This is a genomic window from Caballeronia mineralivorans PML1(12) (assembly GCF_001028175.1).
Taxonomy (GTDB): domain Bacteria; phylum Pseudomonadota; class Gammaproteobacteria; order Burkholderiales; family Burkholderiaceae; genus Caballeronia; species Caballeronia mineralivorans.
In genome coordinates this window covers 35,539-47,801 of the sequence record NZ_AEJF01000236.1, presented here as the reverse complement: position 1 = coordinate 47,801, position 12,263 = coordinate 35,539, and the positions used below count along the sequence as shown (strand labels likewise).

10 protein-coding genes are annotated in these 12,263 nt (G+C 62.2%); 5 read left to right on the top strand and 5 right to left on the bottom strand.

The genetic code is table 11. The features are described from left to right. Positions 1 to 508 (top strand): chemotaxis protein CheB (locus EOS_RS38995; RefSeq protein ID WP_047897570.1); only part of this gene is annotated, 508 nt, incomplete at its 5' end. A gap of 34 nt (positions 509 to 542) precedes the next feature. Beyond that, positions 543 to 1,658, top strand: coding sequence for a diguanylate cyclase (locus EOS_RS38990; protein ID WP_047897569.1), 1,116 nt, complete (start codon positions 543 to 545; stop codon positions 1,656 to 1,658). 13 nt (positions 1,659 to 1,671) lie between these two features. Here EOS_RS38990 and EOS_RS38985 read toward each other — a convergent pair whose 3' ends face one another. Both EOS_RS38985 and pdxR read right to left on the bottom strand, forming a co-directional pair. Beyond that, the gene (locus EOS_RS38985; RefSeq protein ID WP_152693259.1) at positions 1,672 to 1,881 is read right to left on the bottom strand and encodes a hypothetical protein; all 210 of its coding nucleotides are present in this window, start codon (positions 1,879 to 1,881) and stop codon (positions 1,672 to 1,674) included. 253 nt (positions 1,882 to 2,134) lie between these two features. Beyond that, complete coding sequence (gene pdxR / locus EOS_RS38980; RefSeq protein ID WP_047897576.1) at positions 2,135 to 3,607, bottom strand: MocR-like pyridoxine biosynthesis transcription factor PdxR; 1,473 nt, start codon at positions 3,605 to 3,607, stop codon at positions 2,135 to 2,137. Positions 3,608 to 3,709: 102 nt separating this feature from the next. Here pdxR and EOS_RS38975 point away from each other — a divergent pair, with 102 nt between their 5' ends. From EOS_RS38975 to EOS_RS38965, 3 genes are all read left to right on the top strand, one after another. Then, positions 3,710 to 4,333 carry an FMN-binding negative transcriptional regulator gene (locus EOS_RS38975; RefSeq protein ID WP_047897567.1) on the top strand — a complete coding sequence of 208 codons (624 nt, stop codon included), beginning with the start codon at positions 3,710 to 3,712 and terminating at the stop codon, positions 4,331 to 4,333. Between the two features lie 34 nt (positions 4,334 to 4,367). Then, positions 4,368 to 4,709 carry an antibiotic biosynthesis monooxygenase family protein gene (locus tag EOS_RS38970; RefSeq protein WP_047897575.1) on the top strand — a complete coding sequence of 114 codons (342 nt, stop codon included), beginning with the start codon at positions 4,368 to 4,370 and terminating at the stop codon, positions 4,707 to 4,709. Positions 4,710 to 4,776: 67 nt separating this feature from the next. Continuing rightward, a complete protein-coding gene (locus EOS_RS38965) occupies positions 4,777 to 5,400 on the top strand; it encodes a LysE family translocator (protein ID WP_082163686.1) in 624 nt (207 codons plus the stop codon). A gap of 845 nt (positions 5,401 to 6,245) precedes the next feature. Here the strand turns inward: EOS_RS38965 and EOS_RS38960 are convergent. Genes EOS_RS38960 through EOS_RS38950 form a run of 3 tightly spaced genes read right to left on the bottom strand, consistent with a single transcriptional unit; the run spans position 6,246 to position 12,075 of the window. Beyond that, positions 6,246 to 7,730 carry an efflux transporter outer membrane subunit gene (locus EOS_RS38960; protein ID WP_047897566.1) on the bottom strand — a complete coding sequence of 495 codons (1,485 nt, stop codon included), beginning with the start codon at positions 7,728 to 7,730 and terminating at the stop codon, positions 6,246 to 6,248. Then, positions 7,727 to 10,912: an efflux RND transporter permease subunit gene (locus EOS_RS38955; RefSeq protein WP_047897565.1), complete on the bottom strand. Its 3,186-nt coding sequence runs from the start codon at positions 10,910 to 10,912 to the stop codon at positions 7,727 to 7,729. Before EOS_RS38955 ends, EOS_RS38960 begins: the two co-directional genes overlap by 4 nt. Beyond that, entirely contained in the window at positions 10,909 to 12,075 is a 1,167-nt protein-coding gene (locus EOS_RS38950) for an efflux RND transporter periplasmic adaptor subunit (protein ID WP_047897573.1), read from the bottom strand. Before EOS_RS38950 ends, EOS_RS38955 begins: the two co-directional genes overlap by 4 nt. Between the last annotated feature and the right edge of the window lie 188 nt (positions 12,076 to 12,263).

The window sequence follows — 12,263 nt, the reverse complement described above, 5'->3', positions numbered from 1 at the left end:
ACTGCCGGCTGACTTCGCGCCGGCCACGGTGATCGTCCAGCACGTGGATCAGGCGTTTGCGCTCGGCATGGCCGACTGGCTCAACGAACAGTCGGCGCTGCCGGTGCGCGTGGCTCGCGAGGGCGACCGGCCAGAACCTGGCTGCGTGCTGCTCGCCGCGACCAACGATCACCTGCATTTCTCCGGCGGCGGCAATCGGCTCGCCTACACGAAAGAGCCGCTGGCGACACCATACCGGCCGTCCATCGACGTATTTTTCCAGAGCGTGGTCGCGCGCTGGAGCGGTAATGCCGTCGGCGTGCTGCTGACCGGCATGGGCCGCGACGGCGCAGCCGGCCTCGCCGCCATGCGCGCCAAGGGGTATTACACGATCGCGCAGGACGAAGCGACATGCGCCGTTTATGGCATGCCGAAAGCGGCCGCCGCGCTGAATGCGGCGGTGGCTATCCTGCCGCTCCCGAACATCGCGAATGCCTTGCAGAAGGTATTTGCATCGTCGCGCAAATGAGGCGCTCGAACTCGACACAGAACAGGATTCAGTCATGGAACATCGAAATGCAGATCCGCTGGCCGAGCGCGCACGGCGCGCTCAGGCCAATCCGGAAAGCCCGGCCGATCCTCTCGATACTGCCGCCGAGGAGCGTTCGGCCGCCGACCTGCTTGCCGATGCGCTGAACGCGCCCAGTGCAGCCGAGAGCCCAGTCATGGTGCTGCTCGTCGACGATCAGACGATCGTGGCTGAAGCGGTGCGCCGCGCGCTGGTGGATCAGCCGCGGCTGGATTTCCACTACTGTGCGAATCCCGAGGACGCATTGCGGGTTGCCCAGACCACGCGGCCGACCGTGATCCTGCAGGATCTGGTCATGCCCGGTGTGGACGGGCTGACGCTGGTGCGCCAATACCGTGAGCACGAGTCGACGCGGGATATTCCGATCATCGTGTTGTCGACGAAGGAAGAGCCGCGCATCAAGAGCGCAGCGTTTGCCGCGGGCGCTAACGACTATCTGGTGAAGTTACCGGACAGCATCGAATTGATCGCGCGGATTCGCTATCACTCGCGCTCGTATCTGAACTTGCTGCAGCGTGACGAGGCGTACCGCGCATTGCGGCAGTCGCAGCAGAAACTGCTCGAAACCAATCTGGAGCTGCAGCGCCTGACGAATTCGGACGGGTTGACGGGTTTATCGAACCGTCGCTGCCTCGACGACTACATGAACGCCGAGTGGAAACGCGCTGCACGAGAGCAGTCGCCGCTCGGCTTCCTGATGATCGATGTGGACAACTTCAAGTCGTACAACGACACCTACGGCCACGTCGCCGGCGACGACGTGCTGAAGCTCGTCGCGCGCGCGATTGAATCGAGCCTGAACCGTCCCGCCGATCTCGCCGCGCGTTTCGGCGGCGAGGAGTTCGCAGTGGTGCTGCCGTCCACGTCGGCGGGCGGCTTGCGTCTGCTCGGCGAAAAGATCCGCATGGCGGTCGAGGCACTTGCGGTGCCACACACGGGTTCAGCCAGCGAACGGGTGACGATCAGCGTAGGCGGCGTCATGCAGGTGCCACAACCAAGCGAAGAGGTTAAACAGTTGATCGAAGCCGCCGATCTCGCTTTGTATCGGGCGAAGCGTGACGGACGCAATCGGGTAGAAGTCGCCAACTGAACTGGCTGGCCGATTAAAACCGGACGGTTGCGCCCAGGCTTGGGCCGCTCATGCGAACGGTCTGCATGAGTTGATCGTTGGACCCGTGGAACGCCAGGTAGCGATACGCGAGACTGACATCTGCCAATTTCATGGCATAACCTACGCCCGTCATGGCTTGCCACGTCACCTTCGACGAACCCATGTGTCCGAAAGGCAACGGCGCAGCATGAATGTCGGCCATCGCAGTCATCGAGATGGTCAAAATCAACAATGGAGGTCGTCCCGTGGCCGCTCAGGAACGGACGGCTGTGAATCTTCTTCCTGCGACTGAATCTGGCCGGCGATTACCTGTCGGCAGCACGCGACCAATGCTTCCTGTCGCAAGATTGTTCACTCGATGACCGGTAAACTGATCGGACCCGCCACCCAATGTCGAACCGTCCGTTCGGTACGGTAGTTGTGTGACTAAAAGCTCGCATCGCGACTGGATCACGTCACGGATCGGCGCGCTTCGAACGAAATTCTGCAATCGCCGCGGCCAGCATCCTGATTCCTTTCTGAATCTCATCGACCGTCAGACTGGCGTAGCCGAGGATCAACCCCGCGGCTCGACTCTGAGCGGAAGGCCGCGTCTCGGCAAACAGCGGCGACACGGGGTAGACGCCCACGCCACGGTCATTAGCGGCGGCCACCAGCGCGCGCTCGTCCTCCCAGCGCAGGAACGGCAACCACAACAACACATGCAGTCCGGCTGCGGTGCCGGTGACCTGAGCCCCGGCAGGCAAGTGATGTGCGATGGCATCGAGCAGCGAGGCACGACGGCGCTCGTACTCGCGCCGTACTCGTCTCACATGGCGCTCATAAGCGCCGCTGTCGATTAGGGAGGCCAGCACACGCTGTTCGAGTACCGGCGCGTGACGATCGCTCAGGCGCTTGGCCTGCCGGAAGACCGGCACCAGTTCGACGGGCAAGATCAGATAGCCAAGTCGAAGGTGCGGCGACAGCGCTTTGGAAAACGTACCGACGTAAATCACGCGGCCATTGGAATCGATCGACTGCAGTGCGTCGATCGGCCGCTGGCCGTAGCGAAACTCTCCGTCGTAGTCGTCCTCGATTACCCAGGCGCCGTGACGTTGCGCCCACTGAAGCAGTTCGAGGCGTCGCCCGATGGGTAATACGCCGCCCAGCGGAAACTGATGCGAAGGCGTCACGTACACGAGACGCGCGCGACTATTGCGCGGCAAGCGCCGCGTGTCCAGACCGTGCTCATCGACTGCGGCGGGCAAGAGCCGGACTCCGGCGGCCTCGAAGCAATCGCGCGCGATGAGATACCCCGGGTCCTCGAAAAGAGCGGCATCGCCGGGATCGAGCAGCAGGCGTGCGCACAGGTCGATGGCCTGCTGCGTGCCGCTCACGACGAGAATCTGTTCGGCATCGCAAACGAGCCCGCGGGCGCGTCGCACATAGCTTTGAAGTGCGCGCCGCAATGACGCGTCACCTTCGGGCGCGACGTAGTAGAGGCTATCCTTTTGGCGCAGCAGTTCGGCCTGGTACGCACGCCGCCAGAGCAATACGGGAAAGTCGCGAGCCGCCAGTGCTCCATACAGAAAGTCGATGCGGCCCATTCCCGCGAGAGGCAGTATCGGCGTCGCAATCGCCGACACGCGTCGACCATATGCGGAAAGGGAAGGCGCGGACCCGTTAGACCGAGGCGGACTCGAAACCGCGAGCGCAATCGGCGGACTGGCGACGCGCGCCGCTCGCCCCGCGGCGGTGACAATGAAACCTTCGGCCGCGAGCTGTTCATAAGCCGACGTGACGGTGGTACGCGATACACCCAGATCGGCCGCGAGCGCCCGTGTGGAGGGCACCCGTGCGCCCGCCTGAAGCGTTCCGTCGGCCATCTGTGCGCGCAAGAGCTCGTAAATGCGGCGCCCCGTTCCAGAGGCATCCCGGTCTGGCGACATGAGAAACTGGTCCACATAGATCGACGAAAACTGGATCTTCTCATTGTGCCTGTTTCGAGCGACAGTTGTGACTTTTACATCACATCGAATCAGGCAAGCACGATGTATATCCCACCGCACTTCGCCGAAACCCGCGCCGAGGAATTGCAACGCATCATCCGGGCGCATCCGCTCGGCACGCTCGTCACGCATACACGCTCGGGGCTGGACGCCAATCACATTCCGTTCGAATTCGATCCGGCTCAAGGGGAGCACGGTCTGCTGACGGCCCATGTTGCCCGTGCAAACGACGTCTGGCAGCGGTGTGCGACGGGTACGCCAGTCATGGTGATCTTTCGTGGGGCGGATGCCTATATCTCGCCGAACTGGTATCCGAGCAAGCATGAGGCGCATCGGCAGGTTCCGACGTGGAACTATGAGGTGGTGCATGCCTACGGCAATCTCACCGTGCGCGACGATGATCGTTTCGTACGCGGCATGGTCGCGCGTCTAACGCGCCGACATGAGGCCAATGAACCCAGGCCATGGAAAATGGGAGATTCTTCGCCCGAGTTCATCGATAGCTTGCTGCGCAATATCGTGGGTATCGAGATTGCCGTGACGTCGATGGTGGGCAAGTCGAAGCTCAGTCAGAACAAGGACGCGCGTGATCGGCACACTGCCGCCGATACGCTCGACGCGCGCGGCCAGAACGAAATGGCGCGTTCGATGCACAACGCAGGGTAAGGCACGAGCGAGCATGTCAACCGCACACGCAACCATCTACACAGCCACCTTCATTTTCGCAGCAGGCGCGCTCGACGAAACGTTTCATGCGCTGGACCGAGAGATCGCACTTATCGTCAAATCGATTCCCGGATACCTCGGCGAAGAGACGTGGGAAAACGCATCGACCGGGCTTGTCTCGACCGTGTACTACTGGGAAACCTTCGATGCGCTCAAGACGCTGATGAATCACCCGAAGCACCTCGCGGCGAAGGAACAGCAAGCGCGCTGGCTCAAGGGCTATCAGGTCGTCATCGCAAAGGTGATCGGCTGCTATGGCGATGGCGGCATCGCGCATCCGCTGGGGCCCTGGCACTCATCTGCACATACCGAGTAGCGCGCTCATTCGAGCGTTCAAATCTACACTCTCGCCATCGCATCAATACAACCATAACCCGCACATCATGTCTCTAATTCCATTCCTGATCGCTGCCACTGTGCTTGCCATCACGCCCGGCCCGGGGATTGCCTATGTCGTCGCTCGTACCGTCGCCGGCGGTCGCACGGAGGGCCTGGCCTCGTGCTTCGGCACGGCGATGGGCGGTCTGCTTCATGTACTCGCGGCTTCGTTCGGGCTGTCCTTGCTGATCGCCCGGTCTGCAATGCTCTTCAGTCTGGTGAAGTACATCGGTGCGGCTTATCTGGTTTATCTCGGCATCCGCATGCTGTTGCGCAAGGATCAGCCGCTCACGGTGGAACGCGTTGCGTCACAAGGCGCGCGCCGGGCGCTCTGCGAGGGAATCCTGGTCGAGGCCCTGAATGTGAAGACGGCGCTTTTCTTTTTGGCTTTCCTGCCGCAGTTCGCTGCACCCGGCCAGCCACTGATTGCGCAGCTGGTGATGCTTGGGAGTATCTGCGTCGTATTAAATACGCTCGTCGATGTCATCGCCGTGTTCGCTGCTGCCCGATTGCTCAAATCGAGCACCGCGCGTGCGGCTCGTGCTCGTTTGCTTACGCGCACATCGGGTATCGTCATGTTGAGCTTGGGCGCTTATCTGGCGCTGGCGGGCCGCGCGCCCTCCGTCTGAAACGACTCTCGCAGTCAGGTAACAGCGTTATCTGAACAGCTGTTCGCAAGATTTTGAGCGGGTTTTGGGGCGAACCGAATGCGCTGACTATCTGGCTGCTATGAAATTGAAGCTGCAGTTCGGACGGCGCATTCTTCGGTCCTTGAAAAGGCAGCTTATGGCCCAGATGTCAAAACCCACGCCACTTCGGCTTAGCGCAATATGTGGCTTGTCAGAATACTCTGCCAAGTTATCGCGGAGATGCGCAAAAGGCTACCAGGACCGAGCGCGGACAGCTTCAGTCAATCGACGAACGGTTATCCGCACGCGAATACTGGTGGCGTATCGCGCCCTTCTTTCTTACGGTCCTGACGCTAGGTCCGGTAGCTGCTGGGGTTGCCGTAGCGATACACAACACATGGTTGGAAACTGAGCGCCATTGTTGGTGCGACATTTCGCTATACGTGTCTGTAAGTAGCTTAACGAGTTTGAGAGGGCGGCTCGCGAACGTCCGCTTCGTATAAAGGCGACCGTCGCTTCAGGGTCGCGAAGCGACAATCAGAGCCACTCGACACAAGCCGTTCGCATGCCACAAGCCTGCGGTATCCTGTTCTCAACTTTATTGTCTCAGGCAAGCAGATGGAGCAGATTGAACCCACGCCGTTCGCAACTTTAAAGCAAGATGCTGCGATAGTTAGATCGACGCGAGCCTTCCGCCACAAGGGCGGCAGTTCTCAGCTTTATTGTCACGAACTACCGGTTGTCCTCACAAAACAGAAGGCCGTTCCAACTTGCGTTAGAACGGCCTTTTTGCTTGCAACGATTGCTTCAAATTTTTGCGTTTGAGGTGAGGGGACGCGTGGCGGTTATTTCGCCGTCGCAGCCGTTTTCTCTGCCGCGGCGACATTCGCGGTACCGCCGTTCGGCGAACCCATCGCCTGGAACAGCGACGCAGTATCGCTCAGGCGCGCGCTTTCGTAGCGGATCGCGCTCAGCCGCGCATTGCGGTATTGACGCTCGCTCGCACGTGCCGCCGAGGGCGGAATCGCCCCGAGCCGCGCACGCGCCGCCGAATCCGTGAATGCGCTCATTGAAGTGCGGCTGGCGGTATCGGCGAAGTTGAGCGCCTGGTTATCCTGCTCGAGCGCCGCGAGCGAATCCGCCACGTTGCGGAACGCGGCCAGCACCGTCAGCTTGTATTGCGCGACGGCCGCTTCGTAGCTTGCCTGCGCCGCGCGCTTTTGCGCGAGCAGCGCACCGCCATGAAACAGCGGCTGCGACAGCGACGCGCCGATACCCCAGATCGCGCCCGCACCGGACAAAGCGGTCGGCCAGCTAAACCCCGCTTGCCCCATCGACGCCGACAGCGTCAGGCTCGGGAACATCTGTGCCGTCGCGACGCCGACCTGCGCGGCGGCGGCTTTGAGCAAGGAATCGGCGGCTTGAATGTCCGGGCGGCTCGCAAGCAATTCCGACGGCACGACAACCGGCACGTTCGCCGGCAGGGTGAGCGACGCAAGATCGAGATCCGGCGGCGCCTGATCGGGCGTACGGCCGAGCATGACGGCAAGCGCATGACGCGTTGCAAGCCACTGAGCCCGCAAGCCCGGCAACGACGCGGCAAGCGCCGCGGCGCTCGACTGCGCGTTGAGCGCATCCGAACGTGACGCCGAGCCGAGTTCGTAGCGGCACTGCGTTTCGCGTGCGTCTTCGTCGGCGAGGACGATCAGCCGTTCGGTCGTATCGATTTGCGCGCCCAACGAGGCGGCACCGATCGCGCCCGTGACAATGTTCGCGGCGAGCGCGCGGCGGGCCGCATCGAATTGCCAGGACTGGCTGTCCACTTGCGCGGCCAGCGCCCGGTCCGCGAGCCGCGATGCGCCGAACAGATCGAACGTGTATTGCGCTCGGATCTGGCCGACGAAGAGGTTGTAGAGCACCGTCGGCGGACCGAGGTTCGGCACGCCGATCGCGCGCTCACGATCCGCTTGGCCGCCGAGGTCGACGCTGGGCAGCATCGACGAACCGACTTGCGCTCGTAATTGTTCGCGTGCGGCGGCGAGGGTTTTATCGGTGGCGGCGAGACTCGGGCTGTTGCGCAAGCCTTCGTCGACCAGCGCGTTCAGCGGCTCCGAACGATACAGCTTCCACCACTCGGGCACGGGTTTCGCGCCGGCATCGAAACTTTGCGATACCCCTTCGGCCGTCACGGTGCGCGCGGGTTGCGCGTTGGCGCCGTAGTGAGGCACCGAGGGCAGCATGGGCGGTTTTCCATCCGGGCCGAACGAGCAGGCGGAAAGGGCGGAAAGGGTGGCTGCGAAGCCAAGAGCAGTCAGGGAAAAGCGTTTCATGACTGACCTCCATTGCGGGCATCGGGCGTATTTTGCTCTTCAAACCCCGCGCGCTCGTGGCGTTTTACCTTGAACGAAACCGCGTACAGCGCCGGCAAGTAGAACAGCGTGAGCACGGTCGCACTCGTGATCCCGCCCATGAGTGCGGTTGCCATCGGTCCGAAGAAGTTGCTGCGCAACAGCGGAATCAGCGCGAGCACGGCAGCGGCGGCGGTCAGCGTGATTGGCCGGAAACGTCGCACAGTCGCGCCGACGATGGCATCGAAGCGAGGATGTCCCGCTGCAATGTCCTGCTCGATCTGGTCGACGAGAATTACCGAGTTTCGCATGATGATCCCGAACATGGCGATCACGCCGAGCATGGCGACAAAACCGAACGGCTTGTTGAACAGCAACAGCGCCAGTACCACGCCGATCATCCCGAGCGGCGCGGTCAGCACCACCATCATCACGCGCGCAAAGCTTTGCAACTGGATCATCAGGAGCGTCAGCACGACGATCGCCATGATCGGCATCTGCGCGTTGATGGACGACTGGCCTTTCGCGCTTTCCTCAACCGGGCCGCCCACTTCGATCCGATACCCCACCGGCAAGCCCGCGCGCAACGTGGCGAGTTTCTTCTCGATCGCGTGCGTCACGTCGATGCCTTGCGCGCCGGCCTTCACGTCCGACTGCACGGTGATGGTCGGCTGACGGTCGCGTTCCCAGACCACGCCATATTCCAGATCGTTCACCACATGCCCGATCGTACCGAGCGGCACGGGTCCGTTCGGCGTCGGCATGGCAAGCGTGGCGAGCTTCGCCGGATCGACGCGTTCGCGTTTCGGCGCGCGCAAGTCGACACTGATCAGCTTGTCGTGTTCACGATACTGCGTGACGGTATAACCGGTCAGTTGCATCGCGAGGAAATCCGATACGTCCTGCGAACTGATACCGAGTTCACGCGCCTTCTTCTGGTCGATCTCGAAGCGCACCGAACGCTCCGACGGTTCGTCCCAGTCGTATTGGACATTGGTCGTGCCACTGTCGGCGCGCATTTCCGCGAAGACTTTTTCGGCGATACCGCGCACCGTCGGCAGGTCGTCGCCACTCACGCGAAACTGCACGGGATAGCCGACCGGCGGACCATTTTCGAGCCGCGATAAACGCGTGCGGATCGACGAAAATTTCTCGCGCAGGACGGGTTCGAGCCAGCGCGCGAGCTTCTCGCGATCTTCGACGGACTTCGCCGTAATCACGAATTGCGCGAAGTTCGGCACCTGCAACTGCTGGTCGAGCGGCAGATAGAATCGTGGCGCACCCGAGCCGACGAAGTTCACCACGTGGTCGATCTCAGGGCGTCCTTCCAGCACTTTCTCCAGGCGCTTGGTCTCGCGCAGCGTAGCTTCGAATGAGGCGCCTTCTTGCAAGCGGACATCGACGAGCAGTTCCGGGCGGTCCGAACTTGGGAAGAATTGTTGCGGCACGAGCGTGAAGCCCGCCAACGCGATGACGAACAACACCAGCGTGATGCCGAGCACGACAAAACGCCGTTCAATGCACCATGTCAGCCAGCCGCGCAGACGCGTGTAGAACTTCGTGTCGTAGATATCGTGTTCGTGATCGGGCGCGTGATGCGCCTCGCGTTTGCGCTCGGGCAAGAGCTTGTAGCCGAGCAGCGGAATCAGCACGACCGCGGCGAACCACGACGCGATCAACGCAATCGCCGAGACCTCGAAGATCGAGCGCGTGTATTCGCCGGTGCTGGACTTGGCCAGCGCGATCGGCAGGAAACCGGCCACGGTCACCAGCGTGCCGGTGAGCATCGGGAACGCGGTGCTGGTGTAGGCGTAGGCTGCGGCGCGCGAGCGATTCCAGCCTTGCTCCAGCTTCACCGCCATCATCTCGACAGCGATGATGGCGTCGTCGACCAGCAAGCCCAGCGCGAGAATCAATGTTCCGAGCGAGACCTTGTGCAGGCCGATATCGAAGAGATACATGAAGAGGGCGGTGACGGCGAGCACGACCGGAATCGAGATCACGACCACCATGCCGGTACGCACGCCAAGCGACACCAGGCTCACTATCAGCACGATGAGGACTGCTTCCGCGACAGCTTCCAGGAAGTCGTCCACCGACTTCGATACCGCACGCGGCATGCTCGACACTTCGTTGAGCACAAGGCCAGCGGGGAGTTGCGAGCGCAACTGAGCCACCTGCGCATCGAGCGCCTTGCCGAGTTGCACCACGTCCTGACCCGGCTGCATCGTTATGTCAATACCCAATACCGGCTTCTCGGCCGAGCGCATCTGCGTGACTGCAGGATCGAGATAGCCGCGCTTGATCGTTGCTATATCCCCAAGACGAAACGACCTGCCGTTCACGCGGATCAGCGTGTTGGCGAGTGCGGCCATGTCAGTGATCTGGCCGGTTGGCCGCACGAACACGCGGTCATCGGGCGTAGTCAGCGTGCCCGAGGGCGCAACGGCATTCTGGCCATCGATAGCCTGAGCAATCTGCTGCGGCGAGATGCCGAGCCGCGTGAGCTGGGTGTTCGCGATCTCGATGTAGACGCGCTCGTCCTGATCGCCGAAATAATTGACCTTCGCCACACCCGGTACGCGCAACAAGACTGTGCGCAGCGAGTCGGCGTAATCGTGGAGTTGCACCGGCGAAAAGCCGTCGCCTTCCAGTGTGTAGATGTTCGTGAAGACGTCGCCGAACTCGTCGTTGAAGTACGGACCTTGCACGCCCTTGGGCAACGTGTAGGCAATATCGCCGACCTTCTTGCGGACCTGATACCACTCTTCGGGCACGTCCTTCGCGGGCGCGCCGTCCTTCATCGTGAAGAACAGCAGCGATTCGCCGGGGCGAGAATAGCTGCGCAGAAAGTCGGTAGCCGGTGTTTCCTGCAGTTTTTTCGCGATCTTGTCGGTGACCTGTTCCTGCACCTGTCGCGCGGTTGCGCCGGGCCAGAAGGTCTGGATGACCATCACGCGGAAGGTGAACGGCGGATCTTCCGATTGCGCGAGCCTTGTGTAGGCGAGGACGCCGAAAATGGTCGCCATCGCGATCAGGAAGACCACTAGCGCCTGATGGCGAAGCGCCCAGGCCGAGAGGTTAAAGCGGCCTTCCTCGTGACGATAGTCGCCCGAAGCAGCCGCCGCTGCCGCTGCCGATGAATCCCGTTCGTGATCGCTCATGACGCGAAATCTTCCGGATGCAGGGGCGCGACCACGCGAACTTTCTCGCCGGCGGAAACGGTATGCACGCCTTGCCATACCACGCGGTCGCCGGCTGTGATGCCTTGGGAAACCGTCACGGTCCGCTCGCCGTATCGAGACACTTCCACACGCCGCAATTCAAGCGACCCGTCCGCTTTCACGATCCACACGGCGGGCAGCTTGTCCGCGTGGAAAAGCGCGGTGGAGGGCAGCGTGAACGCTTGCGTGGATGCGCCGGATGGCGCCGATGCATTCGATGCCGATGCCTGCGCGAACGCCACGTCGGCGGTCATGCCGAGCCGGACCTCCGGCGTGGGCGCTTCGAGCGTCAGCCTTATGCGATACGTGCGGCTCTGGGCGTCGGCGGCGGGGGACACTTCGCGCACCCGTGCGGCGAACTGTTTGCCCCCTAGCGCAGCGATCGTCACGGTCGCTTTCTGGCCGACCGTGAGCGATCCGAGCGTGGTTTCCGGCACGTCCGACACCACGTCGATCTCGCCACTCCACGCGAGGTTATAGATTGCTTGTCCCGCCGATACGTTCTGCCCCGTGTCAGCCTGTTCCGCCGTGATGACACCGGCTTTATCGGCAACAAGCGTGGTGTATTTCAACTGATCGGCCGACAACGCGGCCTGTTCTTGTGCCTGATTGCGTTGGGCGAGCGCCGTTGCGTAAGCGTTCTCGGTTTGTTCGAGTTGCGCGCGTGCGATCAGGTTTTCCTGCGCCTGGGCGCGATCGCGAACGAGTTGCTGCTCGGCATAAGTGAGCTGATGTTGCGCGGCGGAGAGTTGCGCGGCCGCGCTCGCGGCGCTCTTGGCGTTGTCGGCGGGATCGAGTTTCGCCACGATCTCGCCGGCTTTCACGCTGTCGCCAAGACGCACGCGCCGCTCGATGATTTTCCCGCCTACGCGAAACGACAGCGGCGTCGAGTAGCGTGCTTCTATCGTTGCGGGCAGCGACGACTGCGCGGCTTTCCCATCGGCGCTGGCCGCCACGGCGACCACCGGACGCAGCGCGACGGGCGGCGCTTCCTTCTTGCTGCACGCGGTGAGCGCCACGATGGCAACGACACCGAGCGACCAGGCAAGGGCACGGCGAACCGAAGAGGAAGCGGGCGGCCTGGAAGCCCCGCCCAATGACATAAACGATACAAACGACTTTAAGCGCGATCGCAGCGACAGCGATGGCAACGTGCGGCGACAGAGTTGCAGATTCACGAGTGACCTCGACGCAAAAGCTTCCGTGCGTGCAATACGAATTTGCAGACACGGCCGGCGCGCAGCGTCGACACGGCGTGTCGCTGCGCGTTTTCAAGATATGGCGCGGTTCG

Coding starts and splice junctions, on each gene's coding strand:
- EOS_RS38990 (WP_047897569.1), top strand. CDS start 543: ATGGAACATCGAAATGCAGATCCGCTGGCCGAGCGCGCACGGCGCGCT.
- EOS_RS38985 (WP_152693259.1), bottom strand. CDS start 1,881: ATGGCCGACATTCATGCTGCGCCGTTGCCTTTCGGACACATGGGTTCG.
- pdxR (WP_047897576.1), bottom strand. CDS start 3,607: ATGTCGCCAGACCGGGATGCCTCTGGAACGGGGCGCCGCATTTACGAG.
- EOS_RS38975 (WP_047897567.1), top strand. CDS start 3,710: ATGTATATCCCACCGCACTTCGCCGAAACCCGCGCCGAGGAATTGCAA.
- EOS_RS38965 (WP_082163686.1), top strand. CDS start 4,777: ATGTCTCTAATTCCATTCCTGATCGCTGCCACTGTGCTTGCCATCACG.
- EOS_RS38960 (WP_047897566.1), bottom strand. CDS start 7,730: ATGAAACGCTTTTCCCTGACTGCTCTTGGCTTCGCAGCCACCCTTTCC.
- EOS_RS38955 (WP_047897565.1), bottom strand. CDS start 10,912: ATGAGCGATCACGAACGGGATTCATCGGCAGCGGCAGCGGCGGCTGCT.
- EOS_RS38950 (WP_047897573.1), bottom strand. CDS start 12,075: ATGTCATTGGGCGGGGCTTCCAGGCCGCCCGCTTCCTCTTCGGTTCGC.